The sequence below is a fragment of the Streptomyces sp. NPDC055962 genome, from assembly GCF_042270185.1.
GTDB lineage: Bacteria > Actinomycetota > Actinomycetes > Streptomycetales > Streptomycetaceae > Streptomyces.
Window position 1 is genome coordinate 133,836 of sequence record NZ_JBHJYN010000005.1, and the last position, 20,217, is coordinate 154,052.

Annotated in this window: 21 protein-coding genes; 12 read left to right on the forward strand and 9 right to left on the reverse strand. The window is 72.9% G+C overall.

Annotated elements, in window-relative coordinates; translation table 11 throughout:
* The first annotated feature begins 86 nt into the window (after window positions 1-86).
* Complete coding sequence (locus ACFC51_RS16720) at window positions 87-1,022, forward strand: NADP-dependent oxidoreductase (RefSeq protein WP_376529352.1); 936 nt, start codon at window positions 87-89, stop codon at window positions 1,020-1,022.
* Window positions 1,023-1,076: 54 nt separating this feature from the next.
* Here ACFC51_RS16720 and ACFC51_RS16725 read toward each other — a convergent pair whose 3' ends face one another.
* From ACFC51_RS16725 to ACFC51_RS16740, 4 genes are read right to left on the reverse strand one after another with little or no spacing between them, the layout of a single operon-like run.
* Complete coding sequence (locus ACFC51_RS16725) at window positions 1,077-1,388, reverse strand: DUF202 domain-containing protein (RefSeq protein ID WP_376529354.1); 312 nt, start codon at window positions 1,386-1,388, stop codon at window positions 1,077-1,079.
* The gene (locus ACFC51_RS16730) at window positions 1,385-1,780 is read right to left on the reverse strand and encodes a YidH family protein (RefSeq protein WP_376529356.1); all 396 of its coding nucleotides are present in this window, start codon (window positions 1,778-1,780) and stop codon (window positions 1,385-1,387) included. The genes ACFC51_RS16725 and ACFC51_RS16730 overlap by 4 nt, the downstream gene beginning before the upstream one ends.
* Complete coding sequence (locus ACFC51_RS16735; RefSeq protein WP_376529358.1) at window positions 1,777-2,307, reverse strand: NUDIX hydrolase; 531 nt, start codon at window positions 2,305-2,307, stop codon at window positions 1,777-1,779. The genes ACFC51_RS16730 and ACFC51_RS16735 overlap by 4 nt, the downstream gene beginning before the upstream one ends.
* Window positions 2,294-3,211 (reverse strand): DMT family transporter, encoded by a 918-nt coding sequence (locus ACFC51_RS16740; RefSeq protein WP_376369747.1) that lies wholly within the window; start codon window positions 3,209-3,211, stop codon window positions 2,294-2,296. Before ACFC51_RS16740 ends, ACFC51_RS16735 begins: the two co-directional genes overlap by 14 nt.
* A gap of 154 nt (window positions 3,212-3,365) precedes the next feature.
* Here ACFC51_RS16740 and ACFC51_RS16745 point away from each other — a divergent pair, with 154 nt between their 5' ends.
* Window positions 3,366-5,021 (forward strand): FAD-binding dehydrogenase, encoded by a 1,656-nt coding sequence (locus ACFC51_RS16745; RefSeq protein WP_376369711.1) that lies wholly within the window; start codon window positions 3,366-3,368, stop codon window positions 5,019-5,021.
* A 94-nt stretch (window positions 5,022-5,115) separates the two neighbouring features.
* On the opposite strand, the gene ACFC51_RS16750 is transcribed toward ACFC51_RS16745, so the two are convergent.
* The gene (locus ACFC51_RS16750; RefSeq protein ID WP_376369709.1) at window positions 5,116-5,541 is read right to left on the reverse strand and encodes an ASCH domain-containing protein; all 426 of its coding nucleotides are present in this window, start codon (window positions 5,539-5,541) and stop codon (window positions 5,116-5,118) included.
* A gap of 241 nt (window positions 5,542-5,782) precedes the next feature.
* Between ACFC51_RS16750 and ACFC51_RS16755 the strand changes: the two genes are divergently transcribed.
* From ACFC51_RS16755 to ACFC51_RS16770, 4 genes are all read left to right on the forward strand, one after another.
* The gene (locus ACFC51_RS16755; protein ID WP_376369707.1) at window positions 5,783-6,748 is read left to right on the forward strand and encodes a hypothetical protein; all 966 of its coding nucleotides are present in this window, start codon (window positions 5,783-5,785) and stop codon (window positions 6,746-6,748) included.
* A 35-nt stretch (window positions 6,749-6,783) separates the two neighbouring features.
* Window positions 6,784-8,346, forward strand: coding sequence for an APC family permease (locus ACFC51_RS16760; RefSeq protein ID WP_376529360.1), 1,563 nt, complete (start codon window positions 6,784-6,786; stop codon window positions 8,344-8,346).
* A gap of 146 nt (window positions 8,347-8,492) precedes the next feature.
* The gene (locus ACFC51_RS16765) at window positions 8,493-9,158 is read left to right on the forward strand and encodes a molybdopterin-dependent oxidoreductase (RefSeq protein ID WP_376529653.1); all 666 of its coding nucleotides are present in this window, start codon (window positions 8,493-8,495) and stop codon (window positions 9,156-9,158) included.
* Window positions 9,100-9,765: a cytochrome b/b6 domain-containing protein gene (locus ACFC51_RS16770; RefSeq protein WP_376369703.1), complete on the forward strand. Its 666-nt coding sequence runs from the start codon at window positions 9,100-9,102 to the stop codon at window positions 9,763-9,765. Before ACFC51_RS16765 ends, ACFC51_RS16770 begins: the two co-directional genes overlap by 59 nt.
* Before the next feature lie 6 nt (window positions 9,766-9,771).
* On the opposite strand, the gene ACFC51_RS16775 is transcribed toward ACFC51_RS16770, so the two are convergent.
* Window positions 9,772-11,169, reverse strand: coding sequence for a GntP family permease (locus ACFC51_RS16775; RefSeq protein WP_376369701.1), 1,398 nt, complete (start codon window positions 11,167-11,169; stop codon window positions 9,772-9,774).
* 11 nt (window positions 11,170-11,180) lie between these two features.
* Window positions 11,181-11,690, reverse strand: coding sequence for a gluconokinase (locus ACFC51_RS16780; RefSeq protein ID WP_376369700.1), 510 nt, complete (start codon window positions 11,688-11,690; stop codon window positions 11,181-11,183).
* A gap of 144 nt (window positions 11,691-11,834) precedes the next feature.
* Here ACFC51_RS16780 and ACFC51_RS16785 point away from each other — a divergent pair, with 144 nt between their 5' ends.
* Window positions 11,835-12,536 carry a FadR/GntR family transcriptional regulator gene (locus tag ACFC51_RS16785; RefSeq protein ID WP_376369698.1) on the forward strand — a complete coding sequence of 234 codons (702 nt, stop codon included), beginning with the start codon at window positions 11,835-11,837 and terminating at the stop codon, window positions 12,534-12,536.
* 106 nt (window positions 12,537-12,642) lie between these two features.
* On the opposite strand, the gene ACFC51_RS16790 is transcribed toward ACFC51_RS16785, so the two are convergent.
* Window positions 12,643-13,371: a TetR/AcrR family transcriptional regulator gene (locus ACFC51_RS16790; protein WP_376529363.1), complete on the reverse strand. Its 729-nt coding sequence runs from the start codon at window positions 13,369-13,371 to the stop codon at window positions 12,643-12,645.
* A 100-nt stretch (window positions 13,372-13,471) separates the two neighbouring features.
* On the opposite strand from ACFC51_RS16790, the gene ACFC51_RS16795 reads away from it, so the two are divergent.
* From ACFC51_RS16795 to ACFC51_RS16810, 4 genes are all read left to right on the forward strand, one after another.
* Window positions 13,472-14,983, forward strand: coding sequence for an APC family permease (locus tag ACFC51_RS16795; RefSeq protein ID WP_376529365.1), 1,512 nt, complete (start codon window positions 13,472-13,474; stop codon window positions 14,981-14,983).
* Window positions 14,984-15,037: 54 nt separating this feature from the next.
* Window positions 15,038-16,678 carry an amidohydrolase gene (locus ACFC51_RS16800; RefSeq protein WP_376529368.1) on the forward strand — a complete coding sequence of 547 codons (1,641 nt, stop codon included), beginning with the start codon at window positions 15,038-15,040 and terminating at the stop codon, window positions 16,676-16,678.
* Between the two features lie 135 nt (window positions 16,679-16,813).
* Window positions 16,814-17,899: an S-(hydroxymethyl)mycothiol dehydrogenase gene (locus ACFC51_RS16805; RefSeq protein WP_376369691.1), complete on the forward strand. Its 1,086-nt coding sequence runs from the start codon at window positions 16,814-16,816 to the stop codon at window positions 17,897-17,899.
* Window positions 17,899-18,528, forward strand: a complete 630-nt coding sequence (locus tag ACFC51_RS16810) for an MBL fold metallo-hydrolase (RefSeq protein WP_376369690.1) — start codon at window positions 17,899-17,901, stop codon at window positions 18,526-18,528. The genes ACFC51_RS16805 and ACFC51_RS16810 overlap by 1 nt, the downstream gene beginning before the upstream one ends.
* Window positions 18,529-18,540: 12 nt before the next feature.
* Here the strand turns inward: ACFC51_RS16810 and ACFC51_RS16815 are convergent, their stop codons facing one another.
* Complete coding sequence (locus ACFC51_RS16815) at window positions 18,541-19,479, reverse strand: pseudouridine synthase (protein WP_376529370.1); 939 nt, start codon at window positions 19,477-19,479, stop codon at window positions 18,541-18,543.
* A gap of 185 nt (window positions 19,480-19,664) precedes the next feature.
* Between ACFC51_RS16815 and ACFC51_RS16820 the strand changes: the two genes are divergently transcribed.
* Complete coding sequence (locus ACFC51_RS16820) at window positions 19,665-19,907, forward strand: hypothetical protein (protein WP_376369687.1); 243 nt, start codon at window positions 19,665-19,667, stop codon at window positions 19,905-19,907.
* Window positions 19,908-20,217 lie beyond the last annotated feature (310 nt).

Below are 20,217 nucleotides of genomic sequence, written 5' to 3' on the forward strand. Positions count from 1 at the left end.
GGCATGGCCCGCGTGCCCCGCTGCCGCCCTCCGGCGTGGCCACGGCCTGAGTTGCGGGGACCCCCGGGCGCGCCGATCGTCGGAGGATGAAGGCGATCAGCTACAGCAGGTACGGCTCGGCCGACGTCCTGGAGTACGGGGAACGGCCCGACCCGAAGGTCGGCCCCGACTCCGTCCTGGTGAAGGTGCGGGCCGCCGCGGTCAATCCCGTCGACTGGAAGGCCCGCGAGGGCTATCTCCAGGCGGGGCTCGAAGCGGTGTTCCCCGTGATCCCCGGCTGGGACGTCGCCGGTGTCGTGGTCCAGCCCGGGGCCGCCGTGGACGAGTTCGCGGTGGGGGACGAGGTGATCGGCTACGTGCGCGAGGACTTCCTCTCGCGCGGGACCTTCGCCGAATACGTCGCCGCACCCGTGCGCACCCTCGCCCGCAAGCCCCTGAGCATCGGCTTCGAGGAAGCGGCGGGCCTCCCGCTGTGCGGGCTCACGGCGTACCAGGTGCTGTACCACTCCCTGAAGATCCGGGAGGGCGAGACCGTCCTCGTCCACGCGGCCGCCGGCGGGGTCGGCTCGCTCGCCGTCCAGCTCGCCCGCCACGCGGGCTGCCGGGTCGTCGGCACCGCCGGACCGCACAACCACGACTACGTGCGCCGGCTGGGCGGCGAACCGGTCGAGTACGGCGAGGGGCTGGCCGGCCGGCTGCGGGAGCTCGCCCCCGGCGGCTTCGACGCCGCGTTCGACACCGTCGGCGGGGAGGCGCTCCGGATCTCCGCGGAGACCCTCGCCCCCGGAGGCCGGCTCGCGTCCATCGCCGACGGCGAGGTGTTCTCCTACGGCGGGCGCTACGCCTTCGTACGGCCCGACGCCGCGGACCTCGCCCACCTCGCGGGCCTGGCCGAGCAGGGCATCGTCTCCGTCCACGTGGACCGGGTGTTCCCCCTGGAGCAGGCCGCCGACGCCTACCGGCTCAACCAGGAGGGCCGCACCCGGGGCAAGATCGTCGTCTCCGTGGACTGGGAGGAGTGAGGCCACCCGCGCCGGGCGTCACCGGCCGCCCCCGCACACCGGCAGCCGGGCCCCTCAGAACATCGTCACGGCGGCGAACACGGCGAGCGCGACCGTGCAGCCGGCCGCCGTCAGTGCCCGGCGCGCCGACAGCGGGGCGGGCTCCGCGCTCCCCATGCCGGTGACCCTGCGGTGCGCCACCGCGAGGAACCCCAGCCAGGCCAGCAGGGACAGGGCCACCGCGAGCACCCCGGGCGTGGTCGTCCCGTCGTGCAGCGCCTGCCGCGCCGCGAGCAGGGCCACCACGGTGCAGGACAGGGTGGTGCGCCGCCAGGCCAGCCGCGTCCGCTCCGGCTGGAGGCCGGGGTCACGCTCCGCGGGGGTCACCGGCCCTCCCAGCCGAACAGGACCACCACCACCATCGCGACCGCCACCACCGCGACCACCAGGCTGAGCAGCGCGGGGAAGCGCGACGCCGGCAGGTCCTCGCCGCGCCGCATCGCCCGCTCGCACCGGACCCAGTGGTCGACGGCGCGCAGGGAGCAGAGCACCCCGGCCGCCAGCAGCCCGAGGGCCAGCCCCGCGCGTATGCCCCAGGCCAGTCCGGGCAGGAACTGGTCGACGGCGAAGCCGCCGCCGATGAGTGCCAGCGCCGTACGGATCCAGGCGAGGAAGGTGCGCTCGTTGGCGAGGGAGAAGCGGTAGTCGGGGGTGTCGCCCTCCTCGCGGATCCGCTCCGGCGCGAACCACAGCCGCAGGCCCCGCACGAAGCCGCTCACGCGCCGGTACCCCGGCCGCCCGCGGCCCGGAACTCCCGCAGCCGGTGGTAGGTCTCCAGCCCGTCCGGCACCCACGTCCACGCGTCCAGGCGTTCCTCCACCTCGGCGTCGGTCAGGAAGGCGTGCCAGGCGACCTCCTCCGCCTGCGGGTCCACCGGCACCGGGCAGCGCACCTCGTACACGTACGACCACCAGCGGTGCGGCGGGCTCTCGTAGAGGAACCTGAAGAGGGGGATCGGGCGGGGGAGACCGGAGACCCCCAGCTCCTCCTCGGCCTCCCGCAGCGCGGCCTCGTCGTACGACTCGCCCGCGCCCACGACCCCGCCGACGAACATGTCGTGGTGCGAGGGGAAGACCAGCTTGGTGGCCGTCCTGCGGTGGACGAAGAGCCGGCCCTCCGGGTCCCTGGCCTCGATGAAGACGCAGCGGTGGCGCAGGCCGCGCGCGGTGGCCTCGCCGCGGGACGCCTGCCCGACCACCTCGTCGTTCTCGTCCACGATGTCCAGGATCTCGTCAGCCGGATTCATGGGGCCCATCCAACATCAACCGGTCCGCGGCCGTGGAACCGTGCCGGTCCTTCCCCTCCGGCATGGCCGGGTGCAGCCCCAGCAGCACGATCCCGGCCACGATCGCCGCGAGCCCCGCCGCCTGCCAGGCCAGGGCGCCGGTGTCCGTCCGCACCTGGTCGCCGAGGAACCCGATCCCGCAGAGGATCCCCGACAGCGGCTGCGCGGCGGTGAGCGCCGGCAGGGACATCCGCAGCGGCCCCGCCTCGAAGGCGCTCTGGACCAGGAGCAGCCCGGTCACCCCCATGACGAGTACGGCGTACGGGTACCAGCTGGTCACCAGCGCGTCCCAGCCGTCGGCCGACAGCCGCTCCCCGCTGAGCCGGGTCAGGGCGTCCTGCAAGCCGTAGAGCAGCCCCGCCGCGAGACCGAGGAGGACCGGGGTCCCCCGTGTCCGGGGGTGTCGGGCACATGCCGTCAGGACCAGGGCGAGTCCCGCCACCACGCCGATGACCAGCCACTGCCTCAGGGACGACGTCTCCGCCTCGCCGCCCCGGGGCTCGCCCGCCAGCAGGAAGGCGGTGACACCGCCCGCCAGCAGGCAGAGCCCTCCCCAGCCCTGCCGCCCGAGGCTCTGGCCCGTGCGGTGGCGTGACAGCGCCATCGCGAAGAGGAGGTTGGTCGCCAGGAGAGGTTCCACGACGGACACCTCGCCCTGGCCGAGGGCGAGGGCCCCGAGGACCATCCCGCAGACCATCAGGCCCAGCCCGGCCAGCCAGCTCGGCACCCGCATCAGGTCCAGCAGCAGACGGGGCGAGAGGAAGTCGCTCAGGGGCGCGCGGCGGGCCGCGTCCTGCTGGAACACGAAGCCGAAGCCCAGGCAGCAGGCGGCGCCCACGGACAGCAGGATTACCAGCACCGACACGATCCGACGATAGCCCGGCAGACGTACGGGATCGGTGAGGGCGCCGCCGACCGGACGGTTGACGTGGAGGCGGCCCGTACCGAAGATCTGACCCACAAGTAACGTGATCCGCCGCGCCCGCCGCTGCCCCGCACCGCCCCGAAGGATGGAACCCATGGCGTACGACGCTGATGTGATCGTGATCGGGGCAGGACTCGCGGGGCTGGTGGCCACCGCGGAACTCGTCGACGCGGGCCGCACGGTGATCCTGCTCGACCAGGAGCCCGAGCAGTCCCTGGGCGGCCAGGCGCACTGGTCCTTCGGCGGGCTCTTCCTCGTCGACTCGCCCGAACAGCGCCGCTTCCGGATCAAGGACAGCCACGACCTGGCCCTCCAGGACTGGTACGGCACGGCCGGCTTCGACCGCGACGAGGACCACTGGCCGCGGAAGTGGGCGGAGGCGTACGTCGACTTCGCGGCAGGGGAGAAGCGGTCCTGGCTGCACGCCCAGGGGCTGCGGTTCTTCCCCGTCGTCGGCTGGGCCGAACGCGGAGGGTACGACGCGAACGGCCACGGCAACTCCGTCCCCCGCTTCCACATCACCTGGGGCACCGGACCCGGTGTCGTCGCCCCGTTCGAGCGGCGGGTCCGCGAGGGCATGGCCAGGGGGCTCGTCCAGGCGCGCTTCCGGCACCGGGTGACCGGCCTCGGCCGCTCCGCCGGAGCGGTCGACACGGTCACCGGCGAGATCCTCGAGGAGAGCGGCGCCGAGCGGGGCACCGCCAGCAGTCGCGAGGTGACCGGCGCCTTCGAGCTCAGGGCCCAGGCCGTGATCGTCACCTCCGGAGGCATCGGGGGCAACCACGACCTGGTCCGCGCCCAGTGGCCGGAACGGCTGGGCACCCCGCCGGAGAAGATGCTCTCCGGGGTACCCGCCCACGTCGACGGTCTGATGCTGGGCATCGCAGAGAAGGCGGGCGCCCACCACATCAACCGCGACCGGATGTGGCACTACACCGAGGGCATCGAGAACTGGAACCCGATCTGGGACAAGCACGGCATCCGGATCCTGCCCGGCCCGTCCTCCCTCTGGCTGGACGCCCGCGGCAAGCGGCTGCCGGTCCCGCTCTTCCCGGGCTTCGACACGCTGGGCACCCTCGAACACATCATGAGGTCCGGTCACGGCTACACCTGGTTCGTCCTCGACCAGAAGATCATCGGCAAGGAGTTCGCGCTCTCCGGCTCCGAGCAGAACCCGGACCTGACCGGGAAGTCGGTGCGCGGCGTCATCGGCAGGGCACGGGCCGAGGTCCCCGCGCCGGTGAAGGCCTTCATGGACAACGGCGCCGACTTCGTCGTCGAGAAGGACCTCGGTGCGCTCGTGCGCGGCATGAACGCGCTCACCGGCGAAGGGCTCATCGACGAGGAGGACCTGCGCCGCGAGATCACGGCCCGCGACCGCGAGATCGCCAACCCCTTCACCAAGGACCTCCAGGTCACGGCGATCAACGGGGCCCGCACCTACCTCGGCGACAAGCTGATCCGCACGGCGAAGCCGCACCGCATCCTCGACCCGGCCGCGGGCCCGCTCATCGCCGTACGGCTGAACATCCTGACCCGCAAGTCCCTCGGGGGGCTGGAGACGGACCTGTCCTCCCGCGTCCTGACCGGGGACGGCACCCCGCTCGACGGGGTCTACGCGGCGGGGGAGGCGGCGGGCTTCGGCGGTGGCGGGGTGCACGGCTACCGCTCCCTGGAGGGCACGTTCCTCGGCGGCTGCATCTTCTCGGGGCGGGCGGCGGGGCGGGCGGCGGCGGAGGCGACCGGCTGAGCAGGGCGGGCGGTGGCGGTGGCGGAGGCGACCGGCTGAGCGGTGCGGGTGGCGGTGGCGGGGAGGGGCTCGCCGCCGGGGTCCTGATCCGCCGTCAGACGAGCCGCTCCACCACCCGGAAGCGCTCCGCGACGATCATCGTCGAGTCGTCCACGGTGAACAGCGGGTCCCCGAGCGCCTCCCGCATCTCCTCGCTGTGCCAGAACCCCTCGTGCCCCGCCCGCCACTCGGCCACCGACGTGTACCCCTCGCCCTCGTCGAGCGCGTGCCGCAGGTCCACCGACCCCAGGGGCAGCACGCGCACCTCCGTCAGCTCGACCACGGCGACCTCCCGTCCGTCGGAGTCGATGAGCGCGGACCGCTCGCCCACGGGCGGGAGCTCCTCGCGCTCGGCCTCGTACTCCAGGAGCAGCCCGGAGGTGGAGACCTTCTCGCCCGAGAGGACGGCGGCCACCAGCCGGTCGCGCAGCGGCCCGGGGAAGGCGAGGAGGTAGGGCTTGAGCGGTTCGCGGTTCTCCATGGCGGCAGTGTGGCACGCGTCACTCTCCCCTCGTGCATCACTCGCGTGATGCCTGCGCGAACTGCGTGAATCGTGCGGGAAGCCCCTCCGGGCGCCCAACTGCCTTCAATGTGCACATAGTTGGGGACGGGTCGCGCTTGACGGAGAGCCTTGCCTACCGCTTTGCTGTGCGCGATCGTTTGCTCGCACACCGCATCGAAACGTGCTGGTGTCATGTCGAAGTCGAAAAGGAACCCTGCGGATGTCTCCGCCTCCGCCGCCGCCCCTCGGCCGTTCCCGCCGTAGGAGCGGACGCTCGGACCACGCCTTCGACCCGGCGCTCGACGACACCGCACTCATCGACGTACGAGGTCAGTTCGCGCAGGGTCGGTGGACCCGGGCGCGCTCCCTGCTCGTCGCGACGGGGACGGACTGGGACCGCCGGGGCCATCGCTTCCTCGCGCTCGCCGCCGTCCCGTCCGCCGCCGGGTGGGCGCGCGACTGGCTGCTCGCCGAACCCGGCAGCCCGGACGCCACGACGCTCCTCGCCTGCGCCGCCGTCGCCCGCGCCCAGCGCCCCAAGGCGGCCGCCGCGGAGAGCGGCCGGGCCCGCGAGGCCTGCCTGGCCGCCGCCGCGCTCGACCCCGCCGACCCCACGCCCTGGCTCGGTCTGATGGTCCTGGAGCGCACGCACGGCACCCAGGAGGGGACCGCCCGGCACTTCGAGGAGATCCGGGCGCGCCACCCCGAACACCACCATGCGCACCACCTGATGACGGCCGCCCTCGCCGAGGCCCGTCCCGAGAGCGATCCGCTCCACGAGGTCTACGACTTCGCCGCGTGGGCCGCCGAACAGGCCCCGGCGGACTCGCCGCTCGCCGTCCTGCCCGTCGTCGCCCACGCCGAGCGCTACCGGGTCCTGGCCGCCGCAGGCGTCGTGTCCGACGACCCGGCCGCCTCCGGCCACTGGTCGGGACGCCGGGCCCGTCAGGTGATGAAGGCCGCCTTCGACTGGTGGCTCGAATGGGAACGCGAGGACCACCCCCGCCACCGCGCCGACCTCAACTTCCTCGCCCACGCCAAGACGTGCGAGGGCCGGCCCGCCGAGGCCGCCGCACTGTTCCACCGCATCGGCACCCATGCGACCGAGGCACCGTGGTCCTACGGCGGCCGCGACGCGTACCCCGCATTCCTCGCCGCGCGCGCCCTCGCGCTCGGTGCCCCCTGACGCACGTTGTTATCGACGAAGGGACCATCCCCGCCATGTCGACGGGCAGAACAGATACGAGCGAGACCGGAGCCGTCGGCGACACCGGCGGGATCAGCACCTACAAGGGCGAGGAACGCGCCCTGCGCGCCGACCGGCTCGGCACCCCGGGGCTGCTCCTCTCCGTCCTCGCCGCGAGCGCGCCCCTGATGGTCGTCGCGGGGGTGATGCCCACGGTCTTCGGCGTGATGGGCATCGTCGGCCAGCCCCTGCTCTACGTCATCCTCGGCGTCGTCCTCATGCTGTTCGGCGTCGGCTACGCGGAGATGAGCCGGCACGTCCACAACGCCGGGGCCTTCTACGCCTACATCGCACGCGGCCTCGGCGCCACGGCGGGGGCGGGCGCCTCGTTCGTCGCCCTCGTCGCCTACAGCGCCATGCAGGTGGGCATCTACGGCATCCTCGGCTTCGAGGTCTCCGGCCTGTTCGCCACCTACCTCGACACCGAGGTCGCGTGGTGGATCCCCGCCCTGGCCGCCGTGGCCGTCGTCGGGGTCCTGGGCTGGCTGAAGATCGACCTCAACGCGAAGGTACTCGGCGTCCTGCTCGTCATCGAGTGCGCCCTCGTCGTGATCTTCGACATCGCCGCCGTCGGCAAGCCGGGCCCCGAGGGGCTGTCCTTCCACGCGTTCAACCCGGAGACCCTCACCGGAGCGGGCCTCGGCACCGCGCTCTGCTTCTGCATCGCCGCGTTCGTCGGCTTCGAGCAGGCCCCGGTGTACGCCGAGGAGACCAGCCGCCCGCAGGTCGTCGTGTCGCGCGTGATGTTCATGGCGGTCGGTTACGCCGCCCTGTTCCTCGCCGTCAGCTCCTGGGCCCTGACGGTGGCCGCCGGGCCCGCCTCCATCGCGGACAGCTCGCTCAAGCAGGGGCCGGGCATGCTCTTCGGCCTCACCGAGGAGCGGCTCGGCGCCACCTTCACCGACGTCCTGCACGTCCTCTTCGTCACCGGCATGTTCGCGGCGCTGCTCAGCTTCCACAACGTGGTCGCCCGCTACGCGTTCGCCATGGGCCGCGAAGGGCTGCTGCCCGCCGCCTTCGGCCGTACCAGCAAGGCGAGCGGCGCCCCCGCCACCGGCTCCATGCTCCAGTCCGGGCTCTCCGCCGTGATCGTGCTCGCCTTCGCCCTCGCCGACGACCTCCCTGCCGGTGACCCCACCGCGCCCGTCCTGCACCTGTTCACCTGGATGGGCAACGTCGGCGCGCTCGGCGTCATCGTGCTGATGGCCGCCGCCTCCTTCGCGGTCATCGCCTTCTTCGTGCGGCGCGGCGCGGGCCGGGTCCAGGCACCCCGGCTGGTGGCCTCCGGACTCGCCGGCCTGGCGCTGCTGGCCATAGCCGTCCTCACCGTGCGGGACTTCGACGTCCTGGTCGGCTCGGGCCCCGGATCGTCGCTGAACTGGCTGCTGCCCGGCGTCATCGTCCTGGCCCTCGCCGGCGGGCTGGCCTACGGGGCGGTGCTGCGCCGCACGAAGCCGGAGGTCCACGCGAGGATCGGACTGGGCAACGAGGCGTTCCAGCTGGAGAAGGCGGCGGAGGGCACGGCCGTGCCGCGCTGAGCCACCGGTTCTTACCGAAGCGTGACGTGCACCCGCGGCCCCTGGTGAAGGGCGGCCGCGGGTGTTCGAATGAGCGGGTGAACAGTCCCCCGACCGGCCCCTCACCCGACGACGGCGCGCCCGTCGGCCGCCGTCTGGTCCTGACGATGCTCGGCCTCGGCGCCGTCGGGGTGGCGGCCGCCCCGATGCTGCAGCGCTCGCTGGAGAGCGGCCTGGGCGCCGTCGCCGACAAGGACCCGACCGGGCTGACCGGTCTGCTGCCCAACGGCGGCGGCTTCCGCTACTACTCCGTCACCTCCTCGGTGCCGCGCAGGACCTCCGCGGACTACGCGCTGACCGTGGACGGCCTGGTCGACCGCCCGGCGACGTACACGCTGGACCGCCTGAAGGCGCTGCCGCAGACCCGGCTCGTACGGGACGTCCAGTGCGTCACCGGCTGGCGGGTGCCCGAGACTCCGTTCGAAGGGGTCAGGCTCTCGGCACTGCTGGACGCGGCGGGGGTACGGCCCGGCGCGAAGGCGATCCGCTTCACCTGCTTCGACGGGGCCTACAGCGAGAGCCTCACCCTGGAGCAGGCCCGCCGGCCGGACGTCCTGGTCGCCCTGCGCATGCAGGACAAGCCGCTGGCCCACGCCCACGGCGGCCCCGTCCGGCTGTACGTGGCCCCCATGTACTTCTACAAGTCCGCGAAATGGCTTTCCGGGATCACCGTCACCGACTCCGTGCGACCCGGCTATTGGGAGGAGCTCGGCTATGACGTCGACGCCTGGGTGGGCCGTTCGAACGGACGGGACGACACCCCTACTGTCTGAACACGGCCCGAGGGTCCGGCGGTTCACACCCGCCGAGCGCTGGGTGCACCGCACCACGGCGTGGCTGGTCCTGCTCTGCGTGGCCACCGCGGCCTGCCTGTACGTGGCCCCGCTCGCCCAGCTCGTCGGCCGCCGCCACCTCGTGGTGACCGTCCACGAGTGGTCCGGGATCCTGATCCCCCTGCCGCTCCTCGCGGGGCTGGCCTCCAGGGCCCTGCGGGCCGACCTCTCGCGGCTCAACCGGTTCGGTCCCCACGACCGCCGGTGGCTCAGGGCCGCGCTGCGCCGCGACCGCACCCCCGGCTCCCGCCCGGCCGGGAAGTTCAACGCGGGCCAGAAGCTCTACGCCGCCTGGATCGCGGGCGCCGTGCTCGTGATGACCGGCACGGGGCTGCTCATGTGGTTCACCGGGCTCGCCCCGCTCGTGTGGCGCACGGGCGCGACCTTCGTGCACGACTGGCTCGCGCTCGCCGTCGGCGTCGTCCTCGCCGGACACATCGCGAAGGCGCTCGCCGACCCGGAGGCACGCCGTGGCATGCGCACCGGGTCGGTCGAGCGCCCCTGGGCCCGTTCCGAGCACCCGCTGTGGCGGGAGCCGGAGGAGTAGCCCCGTCTACAACACCAGCGACAGCAGCATGATGAAGCCGAGCGAGACGACGGAGATGATCGTCTCCATCACCGACCACGTCTTGATCGTCTGCGGGACGTCCATGCCGAAGTACTCCTTCACCAGCCAGAACCCCGCGTCGTTGACGTGGCTGAAGAAGAGCGAACCGGCACCGACCGCGAGGACGAGCAGCGCAACGTGCGAGGTCGACAGGTCGGCGGCCAGCGGAGCGACCAGGCCGGCCGCCGAGATGGTGGCCACCGTCGCCGAGCCCGTCGCCAGACGGATCGCCACGGCGATCAGCCAGCCGAGCAGCAGGGCGGGGATCGACCAGTTCTCGGAGAACTCCAGGATCATCTGGCCCACACCGGCGTCGATGAGGGTCTGCTTGAACCCGCCGCCCGCGCCCACGATCAGGAGGATGCCCGCGATCGGGGCGAGCGACTTCTCGACGGTGCCGGCGAGACGGTCCTTGGTGAACCCGGCGGCCCGGCCCAGGGTGAACATGCCGACGATCACGGCTGCGAGGAGCGCGATCAGGGGCGAGCCGATGACGTCGGTGACCCGCTGGACGTGGTTCTCCGGGTCGTCCACCACGATGTCGACGAGTGCCTTGACGAGCATCAGTACGACGGGCAGCAGGATCGTCGCCAGGGTCGCGCCGAAGCTGGGACGGCGTTCCAGGTCCTCCGACGGGCGCTGCGGGATCATCTTCTCCGGCGCCTGGATGTCCACCCAGCGGGCGGCGTAGCGGGAGAAGACCGGGCCCGCGATGATCACGGTCGGGACGGCCACCAGCACACCGAGGGCCAGCGTGATGCCGAGGTTGGCACCGAGGGCGTCGATCGCCACCAGCGGGCCGGGGTGCGGGGGGATCAGCCCGTGCATCACGGAGAGGCCGGCGAGCGCCGGGATGCCGATCCGCATCAGGGAGTAGTTGCCGCGCTTGGCGACCAGCAGCACCACCGGAATCATCAGCACGATTCCGACCTCGAAGAACAGCGGAAGCCCGATGATCGAGGCGATCAGGACCATCGCCCACGGCATGGCCCGCCCGCTCGCCTTCGCGAGGATCGTGTCGACGATCTGGTCGGCGCCGCCGGAGTCGGCGAGCAGCTTGCCCAGGATGGCGCCGAGGGCGATGAGGACACCGACACCCGCGACGGTCGAGCCGAGGCCCGCGGTGAAGCTGGTGATCGTCTTCGCCGGGTTGGCGCCGGCGAACGAACCGAGCGCGAGCGAGCCGATGGTCAACGCGAGGAACGCGTGCATCTTGAGCTTGGTGATGAGCAGGACGATGACGGCGATGCCCGCCAGGACGGCGATGCCCAGCTGTGCGTTGCCGGCCGAAGTGATGGGTTCGACGGCGTCCGCTGCCAGCATCTCGACGCTGAGACTGGTCACGGTGGTGATCCTTAGTTCGCGAGCCGGCGCAGCGCGGCGACGGCTCGTCCGGTGATTTCCTCAGGGGTGCCGGACACGTCGACGGAGACGCCCGCTTCGTCCTCCTGCAGCGGCTGCAGGGTCGCGAACTGGGAGTCGAGCAACGCGGTCGGCATGAAGTGGCCCTTGCGGTCCGCCATGCGGTGTTCGATGAGGGACCGGTCGCCGGTCAGGTGCAGGAAGACGGCACCAGGAGCCTCGGCCCGCAGGCGGTCGCGGTAGACACGCTTGAGCGCCGAGCTGCTGACGACGCCGCCGAGCCCCGCCCGGCCGTGCGCCCACTGCCCGATCGCGTCCAGCCACGGCCAGCGGTCGTCGTCGTCCAGGGGCGTACCGGCGGACATCTTGGCGATGTTGGCCGGCGGGTGGAAGTCGTCGCCCTCGGCATAGGGGACGCCCAGGGCGTCGGCGAGCAGAGGGCCGATCGTGGTCTTGCCGGTCCCTGCTACGCCCATCACCACGACGACGTGGGGGGTGCTCATTGGTGCCTCGCTGTCTTCATCGACATCGGTCCGCGACATCGGTCCGTCGCGCTACTGAAACCCATTACATACGACTTATTCAAGAGGCTGTGACATAAACGTCGTACTTTTTGTTCCTCCAGGCCGCCCCGTAGGCTTGTGGGCATGACCACACCTGCCCAGGGGCTCCATACGCATGTGCTGGACACCCTGGGCCTGGAGATCGCCGCGGGTGAGTCCCCGCCCGGTCTGGTCCTGCGCACCGACGAGCTCGCCCAGCGCTTCGACGTGTCGCGCACCGTCGTGCGCGAGGTGGTCCGCGTCCTGGAGTCCATGCACCTCGTCGAGTCCCGGCGCCGGGTCGGGGTGACCGTGCGGCCCACCGAGGAGTGGAACGTCTACGACCCCCAGGTCATCCGCTGGCGGCTCGCCGGCGCGGACCGGCCCCGCCAGCTGCGCTCCCTGACCGTGCTGCGATCCGCCGTCGAACCCGTCGCCGCGGGCCTCGCGGCCCGGCACGCCACGGCCGAGCAGTGCGCGGAGCTCACCGAATGCGCCCTCGGCATGGTGGCGACCTCGCGCGGCCAGCAGCTGGAGGGCTACCTCCGGCACGACATCGCCTTCCACCGCATCGTGCTCAACGCGTCCGGGAACGAGATGTTCGCGCGGCTCGGCGACGTCGTCGCCGAGGTACTCGCCGGGCGCACCCACCACCAGGTGATGTTCGAGGACCCCGATCCCGCCGCCGTCACGCTCCACGTCCGGCTCGCCGAAGCCGTGCGCGAGGGGGACGCTGCGGGCGCCGAGCGGCTGACCAAGGAGATCGCGGTCGGCGCGCTGCACGAACTGGACGTACTCGCGCCCTGACGCCAGGTCCCGGGGAGGGGCGTACCCGAGCCCCGGCGGACCCCGGACCACCCGGCCGGGACGTACGCGCCCTGAAACGCCCTCAGCCGCCCTCCGCCCTCCGCCCTCAGTCGTGGGACCCGGCCTGGTCGAGGTGCAGCAGCCGTGCGGACGCGGCGGCGAGCATCATCTCCAGCGCCGCCGGATACCCGCTGCGGCCCATCTCCGCCACCAGTACCGGGGCGGTCGCCGCGATGTGGGGGTGGGTCGCCTCCGGCTGCCGGGCGTAGACCTCCGGCCAGGCCCGGACCTCCTGGGCGCGCGCCTGCTCCGAGAGCACCAGCGTCGAGGCGTCCAGCGCCGCGAACGACAGTGTCTGGTCGACGAAGACGTGGTAGATCCGCACGGCCTCGGCGTCCGGGAAGCCGGCCCCGCGCAGCACCCCGAGGATCGCTTCCACCGACCGCACCTCGTGCGTCCGGCCGGTCACCCGTGAACAGGTCAGCATCGCCGCCTGCGGGTGCGCCAGGTAGTCCGCGTGCATCCGAAGTCCCAGGGACCGCAGGTCGGCCCGCCAGTCGCCGGTCGGCCGCCAGGCGCGCAGGGTCCGTCCGATCAGCTCGTCGGCCACCGCCAGGAGCAGCTCGTCCGTGTCACGGAAGTACCGGTAGAGGGCGCTCGGATCGCAGCCCAGGGCCGCGCCGAGCCTGCGCACGGTGAGGGCCGCCGCCCCGTGCTCGCCGATGAGCCGCAGCGCCGTCTCCACGATCAGCTGTTCCGACAGCACCGTGCCCTGCTTCGTGGGCCGCCGGCGGCGACGCGCGCCCTCGGCGACGACTCTCTGGCTCGCGTTCATGCCGGGCACCTTATGACAACAGCGTTGACGTGTGGAAGCCCCGAGGAGTTCGATGTGCCGCCATCGGGGCCGACGAGCGCCCCTCGGTGAAGGAGTGGCCATGGCGTCCCCCCGTACAAGCTCCGGCGGCGTACCGCCGGCACCCGCGGGTCTGAACAAGAATCTCGGCGTGATCGACGGGTTCGCCATCGCGGCCTCGTCGACCGCGGCCACCACCAGCATCGGCATCGGACTCGGTGTCACCGCCGGGGCCGTCGGACTGCACCTGCCGATCATCATGCTGCTCGCCTTCCTGCCCGTCCTGGGCATCGCGAGCGCCTACTCCCGGCTCAACAGGGTCGAGCCGAACATGGGCAGCGGCTACGTCTGGGTCGGACGCTCCCTCAGCCCCTGGCTCGGCTTCCTGGTCGGCTGGATCGGCATCGTCGCCACGATGGTGTTCCTCGCCTACACCACCACCGTCACCGGATCCGCCCTGCTCCAGCTGGCCGGCGAGGCAGGGGTGCACGAGGCGGCCGGGCTACGGCTCGACCCGGACTCCACCGCGCAGTCGACCGTGCTCGGCATCGTGGTCCTGGTCGCCGTCACCCTCACCGCGGTCACCGGCATCCGGTCGGCCGCCAACCTCCAGAAGTACCTGCTGGTGTTCGAGTACGTGGTCCTCCTCGGCTTCTGCGGATACGGCCTGTTCGCCGGCCCGCACCCCTTCAGCCTCGACTGGATTAACCCGTTCACCATCCCCTCCGGGCAGCAGCTGGCCCAGGGCCTCCTGCTCTCCGTCTTCTGCTTCTGGGGCTTCGAGGCCTCGTTCAGCGTCACCGAGGAGGTCCGCGACCCGCGGGACGCCTCCAGGGCCGGCATCATCACGCTCTTCACCATGCTCGGGCTGTTCCTGCTCGGCTCCTTCGCCTTCCAGCGCGTCCTCTCCCTCGACGAGCTCACCGGCCACGGCGCCCAGGGCCTCACCTACTTCGGGGACCGGCTGGCCGACCAGCCCCTCGCCGCGCTGCCGTTGATCGCCCTCACCTTCTCCGCCGTGGCGTCCCTTCAGTCCGGAGTGATCCCCACGGTCCGCGGTATGTTCGCGATGGGCCGCGACCGCACGCTCGGGCCGTTCTGGACGAGGGTCAGCCCCCGGTACGGCACACCCGCGGCGGGGACCGTCGCCGTGGGCTGCGTCGCCGCCGCCGTCGCCGTGCTCTCGCTCGTCATCCCGAAGGTCGGCGACCTGATCCTCGCCTCCGTCAACGCGATCGGCGTCGTCGTCGCGCTCTACTACGCCCTCACCGCGCTGGCCGCCGCGGCACGCTTCCGGGGCACCGTGCGGGAGGGCTGGAACCAGGCGCTGCGCGCGGTGGTGCTCCCCGTGGTCAGCGCCCTCGTCCTGCTCGCCCTCGGCGGCTACCTCTGCTGGACCTTCTACACGTCCGCCGACCACTTCGAGATCAGCCCGGACAACGGCTGGTTCATGCTCATGTGCCCGGCGGTGATGCTGCTGACCGGGGTCGTCGCCGCCGCCTGGGCCAAGTGGGCAAGGAAGTCGCCGTACTTCGCCACCGGCCGCTCCCTCGCACCCGACGGCGCCCCGGAGCCCGTCCGCGACCCCGCCTGACGGCCCCTCTCCCCACCCACCCCGTCCGCCCGTACGACGAAACGGAACCTTCCCATGCACCGCACCCCCGCCGACCTCGTGTTCACCGGCGGCCCCGTCCACACGGCGGACGCCGCCCACACCCGCGCCACCACCGTCGCCGTCACCGGAGACCGGATCACGGCCGTCGGCCACGACGAGGTACGCGCACTCGTCGGCCCCCGCACCGAGGTCGTCGACCTCGCCGGACGGCTCCTGGTCCCCGGTTTCCAGGACGCCCACGTCCACCCGGTCACCGCCGGCCTGGAGCTCGCCCGCTGCGATCTCACCGGAGCCCGTACGGCGGCAGCCACCACCGCCGCCGTACGGGCCTACGCCGACGCCGAGCGGGACCAGGAGTGGATCACCGGCGGAGGCTGGTCCATGGAGGCGTTCGACGGAGGAGCCCCCACCCGGCAGCAGCTCGACGCCGTCGTCCCGGACCGCCCCGCCTACCTCGTCAACCGCGACCACCACGGTGCGTGGGCCAACAGCAGGGCCCTCGCCCTCGCCGGCATCACCGCCCGCACCCCCGATCCCGCCGACGGCCGTATCGAACGCGACGAACGGGGCGAGCCCACCGGACTCCTCCAGGAGGGAGCCATGGACCTCGTCGCCCGCCACACGCCCCGCTCCACCCCCGCCGACCGGCTCGCCGCCCTCCTCCGCGCCCAGCGCCTGCTCCACGCCCACGGCATCACCGCCTGGCAGGACGCCATCATCGGGGAGTACGGCTCGATGGACGACGTCTCGGACGCCTACCTGACGGCGGACCGCGACGGCTCGCTCACCGCCCGCGTCTCCGGCGCCCTGTGGTGGGACCGCGAACGCGGCAGCGAGCAGATCCCCGAACTCCTCGCCCGGAGCTCCGAGCTGAACGGCCGGAACCTCCGGGCCGGGACGGTGAAGATCATGCAGGACGGGGTCGCCGAGACCGGCACCGCCGCGCTCCTCGCCCCGTACCTCGACGCCTGCGGCTGCGCCACGGCCGACAGCGGCACCAGCTTCGTCGACCCCGTGGCGCTGTGCCGCTACGTCACCGAACTGGACGCCCTCGGCTTCCAGACCCACTTCCACGCCCTGGGCGACCGCGCGGTGCGCGAGGCCCTGGACGCCGTCGAGGCGGCCCGCGCCGCCAACGGGTACACCGACACCCGCCCCCACCTGGCCCATCTCCAGATCGTCCACCCCGACGACATCCCCCGCTTCCGCACCCTCGGCGCGACGGCCAACATCCAGCCGCTCTGGGCGGCCCACGAGCCCCAGATGGACGAGCTGACCATCCCCTTCCTCGGAGACGAACGAGCCGCGCTCCAGTACCCGTTCGCCGCGCTGCTGCGCTCCGGCGCCACCGTCGCCGCGGGCTCCGACTGGCCGGTCAGCAGTGCCGACCCGCTGGAGGGCATCCACACCGCCGTCAACCGCGTCGCGCCCGGCGGCGACGGGCCCGTGTTCCTCCCGGACCAGCGCATCTCCCTGACCGAGGCGCTCACCGCCTACACGGCCGGATCCGCGTACGTGAACCACCTGGACGACACCGGCGGCATCCGTGCCGGCGCCCTGGCCGACCTGGTCGTCCTGGACCGCGACCCCTATGCCGCTCCCGCGGAGGAGATCGCCGCCACACGGGTCCTGGCCACCTACGTGGGCGGCCGCCGGGTGCACGGGGACCACTGACGAACGCGGCGCACCCGGCGGGGGAGTACAGCACCGTGCTGCGCCGATGCGGCGCGCTCCCACGGCACCCTCGGACCGCGTACGGTTGTTCGTGATCGATCTCAGAGGAAAAGTCGGGAAAGGGAGTCCACGGGAATGCCGCAGCACGTACAAGGGGTCATCGCTCCGGGAAAGAACGAGCCGGTACGGGTCGAGACCATCGTGATTCCGGACCCCGGCCCCGGCGAGGCCGTGGTCACGATCCAGGCGTGCGGCGTCTGCCACACCGACCTGCACTACAAGCAGGGCGGCATCAACGACGACTTCCCCTTCCTGCTCGGCCATGAGGCCGCGGGGGTCGTGGAGTCCGTCGGCGAGGGCGTCACCGACGTCGCACCGGGCGACTTCGTCGTCCTCAACTGGCGTGCGGTGTGCGGCCAGTGCCGGGCCTGTCTGCGCGGACGCCCGTGGTACTGCTTCGACACCCACAACGCGAAGCAGAAGATGACCCTCCTGGACGGCACCGAGCTCTCCCCGGCGCTCGGCATCGGTGCCTTCGCCGAGAAGACCCTCGTCGCCGCGGGCCAGTGCACCAAGGTCGACCCCGAGGTCTCCCCGGCCGTCGCCGGACTGCTCGGCTGCGGGGTCATGGCAGGCATCGGCGCCGCCATCAACACCGGCCAGGTCGGCCGCGGCGACTCCGTCGCCGTCATCGGCTGCGGCGGAGTCGGCGACGCGGCGATCGCCGGTGCCCGGCTCGCGGGCGCGGCGAAGATCATTGCGGTCGACATCGACGACCGCAAGCTGGAGACGGCCAAGACGATGGGCGCCACCCACACCGTCAACTCCCGCTCCGGCGACCCCGTCGAGGCCATCCGCGCGCTGACCGGCGGCAACGGCGCGGACGTCGTCATCGAGGCGGTCGGCCGCCCGGAGACGTACAAGCAGGCCTTCTACGCCCGCGACCTCGCCGGCACCGTCGTCCTCGTCGGCGTGCCCACGCCGGAGATGCAGCTCGAACTCCCGCTGCTCGACGTGTTCGGCCGCGGCGGTTCGCTCAAGTCCTCCTGGTACGGCGACTGCCTGCCCTCGCGCGACTTCCCGATGCTGATCGACCTGCACCAGCAGGGACGCCTGGACCTGGGAGCCTTCGTCACCGAGACCATCGGCCTCGGCGACATCGAGCAGGCCTTCGCCCGGATGCACGACGGTGACGTCCTGCGCTCGGTGGTGGTCCTCTGATGGCCGCCCGCATCGACCACCTGGTCACCTCCGGCACCTTCGCCCTCGACGGGGGCGAGTGGGACGTCGACAACAACGTCTGGATCGTCGGCGACGACACGGAGGCCGTCGTCATCGACGCCGCCCACGACGCCGCCGCCATCGAGGCGGCGCTCGGCGGCCGCACGCTGCGCGCGATCATCTGCACCCACGCGCACAACGACCACGTCGACGCCGCCCCCGCCCTCGCCGACGCGACGGGCGCGCCGATCCTGCTCCACCCGGACGACCTGCCGCTCTGGAAGCAGACCCACCCGGACCGCGCCCCCGACGCCGGACTGGCCGACGGCCAGGAGATCGAGGTCGCCGGGACCCGGCTGACGGTGCTGCACACCCCGGGCCACGCGCCCGGAGCCGTCTGCCTGTACGCCCCGGAACTGGGTACCGTCTTCACCGGCGACACCCTCTTCCAGGGCGGCCCCGGAGCCACGGGACGGTCGTTCTCGCACTTCCCGACGATCATCGACTCGATCAGGGACCGGCTGCTCGCCCTCCCGCCGGAGACCGCCGTGCGCACCGGCCACGGGGACCCCACCACCATCGGCGCGGAGTCCCCGCACCTGGACGACTGGATCGCCCGCGGCCACTGACCGCGGCGGAGTTCACCGGCCCGGCCACGCGGAGAGCCGCAGCCCGCTCTCGAAGCGGTGCGGCGCACCCGTGACCGGGTCGGTGAACTCCAGCACCCTGGCAAGAAGTTGCAGCGGCCGCCTGTAGTCCTCGTGCTCCGGCTCGGGCTCCACCACCGGATAGACCGGATCGTTCACCAACGGCAGTCCCAGCGCGTTCATGTGGACGCGCAGCTGATGGGTCCGGCCGGTGGCGGGCAGCAGGCGGTAGCGTCCCCACCCGCCCCGGTGCTCCAGCAGTTCGACCCGGCTCTCGCTGTTCGCGGTACCGGGCTCCTCGCGTGCGGCGATGACCCCGCGCTCCTTGACGATCCGGCTCCGCACGGTCCGGGGCAGGGCGACCTCCGGGTCGTGGCGGGCGACCGCCTCGTACTCCTTGCGCACCAGCCGGTCCCGGAACAGCGTCTGGTACGCGCCGCGGTCCTCGGCCCGTACGACGCAGAGCACCAGGCCCGCCGTCATCCGGTCCAGCCGGTGCGCGGGCTGCAGCTCGGGCAGGCCCAGCTCGTCGCGCAGCCGCGCGACCAGCGTCTGGGTGACGTGCCGGCCGCGCGGGGTGGTGGCCAGGAAGTGCGGCTTGTCCGCGATCAGGAGGCGGTCGTCGCGGTGGACGATGCCGATAGGGAAGGGCACCGGCTCCTCGGGCGCGAAGTCACGGTGGAACCAGAGGTGGCGCCCGGCCGTGTACGGCTCGTCCGCCCGCACCGCACCGCCGTCCGCACCGACGAACCGTCCCCCGGCCAGCATGGCGTCCACCCGCCCGGCACCGACCGCCCCCGCGAACCTGTCCAGCAGGTGGTCCCGGACGGTGGGCCAGGCCCCGGCCGGATCCGCGGGGAGGCGCACCCGGACCGGGTCGATCCCCGCGCGCTGGGGGAGGGGGGCGGCGGGCGGTCTCGCCCGTCCTCTCATGGCACGGTTCCTTGTCGCCGGAGGGGCCCGGCACAGACGGGCGTGGCCCCCCATCATCCCATCGGGCACGGGGCGCCGGTGCGCGCCCGCAGCCAGGGCGGCACCCTCCGCGCACCGCGTCCGGCCCGCCGGACTGCGCGCGTGCGACCGGCCCCGGTCGGTGGAGCCGGCGGCACGGCCTGGGCGTGGACCTGCCTGCCGAGGTGGGCACCCTGGCCGCCGAGCAGGACGTCCCCCTCGTCGACCTCACGGCGCTGACCAGGGCCAGGGCCGAGGCGCTCGGCCCCGAGGGCTCGAAGGCCTTCTGCCTCCACGACGAGAAGCGCGACCACACCCACACCTCGGTGCGCGGAGCCACCGCATACGCCGCACTCGTCCTCGGCGAGCTCCGCGGGCAGGGGCTCGTCGCCTTCTGCGCGGTCCGGTGAGCGGCGCCGGCCGTCGCGCCCCCGCCCCGCCGACGAGCCTCCCGGCAGGTGACCACCCAGGACGGCGCCACCGGTGAACCCGTCGTCGAGGCCGTGAACGCCCGGGCGGCGGGCGCCGGGACCCGCGTCGGCCCGTGGGTGCGGCCGACCGTCCGGGGCCGCCCGGTCCACCACCCTCCGGGCGGCCCCGGACGCCGTGAACACCGCCGAGGACCGCCAGGCGGCACCGCGGAGATCGCCCCTGCGCGTCGACGGCGCGGTGTCCACGCCCCCCCGCCCCCGTGGCCTTCCCGCGCCCTGGGGACAAGGG

Coding starts and splice junctions, on each gene's coding strand:
- ACFC51_RS16720 (WP_376529352.1), top strand. CDS start 87: ATGAAGGCGATCAGCTACAGCAGGTACGGCTCGGCCGACGTCCTGGAG.
- ACFC51_RS16735 (WP_376529358.1), bottom strand. CDS start 2,307: ATGAATCCGGCTGACGAGATCCTGGACATCGTGGACGAGAACGACGAG.
- ACFC51_RS16745 (WP_376369711.1), top strand. CDS start 3,366: ATGGCGTACGACGCTGATGTGATCGTGATCGGGGCAGGACTCGCGGGG.
- ACFC51_RS16750 (WP_376369709.1), bottom strand. CDS start 5,541: ATGGAGAACCGCGAACCGCTCAAGCCCTACCTCCTCGCCTTCCCCGGG.
- ACFC51_RS16755 (WP_376369707.1), top strand. CDS start 5,783: ATGTCTCCGCCTCCGCCGCCGCCCCTCGGCCGTTCCCGCCGTAGGAGC.
- ACFC51_RS16760 (WP_376529360.1), top strand. CDS start 6,784: ATGTCGACGGGCAGAACAGATACGAGCGAGACCGGAGCCGTCGGCGAC.
- ACFC51_RS16765 (WP_376529653.1), top strand. CDS start 8,493: ATGCTCGGCCTCGGCGCCGTCGGGGTGGCGGCCGCCCCGATGCTGCAG.
- ACFC51_RS16770 (WP_376369703.1), top strand. CDS start 9,100: ATGACGTCGACGCCTGGGTGGGCCGTTCGAACGGACGGGACGACACCC.
- ACFC51_RS16780 (WP_376369700.1), bottom strand. CDS start 11,690: ATGAGCACCCCCCACGTCGTCGTGGTGATGGGCGTAGCAGGGACCGGC.
- ACFC51_RS16785 (WP_376369698.1), top strand. CDS start 11,835: ATGACCACACCTGCCCAGGGGCTCCATACGCATGTGCTGGACACCCTG.
- ACFC51_RS16790 (WP_376529363.1), bottom strand. CDS start 13,371: ATGAACGCGAGCCAGAGAGTCGTCGCCGAGGGCGCGCGTCGCCGCCGG.
- ACFC51_RS16795 (WP_376529365.1), top strand. CDS start 13,472: ATGGCGTCCCCCCGTACAAGCTCCGGCGGCGTACCGCCGGCACCCGCG.
- ACFC51_RS16800 (WP_376529368.1), top strand. CDS start 15,038: ATGCACCGCACCCCCGCCGACCTCGTGTTCACCGGCGGCCCCGTCCAC.
- ACFC51_RS16805 (WP_376369691.1), top strand. CDS start 16,814: ATGCCGCAGCACGTACAAGGGGTCATCGCTCCGGGAAAGAACGAGCCG.
- ACFC51_RS16810 (WP_376369690.1), top strand. CDS start 17,899: ATGGCCGCCCGCATCGACCACCTGGTCACCTCCGGCACCTTCGCCCTC.
- ACFC51_RS16815 (WP_376529370.1), bottom strand. CDS start 19,479: ATGAGAGGACGGGCGAGACCGCCCGCCGCCCCCCTCCCCCAGCGCGCG.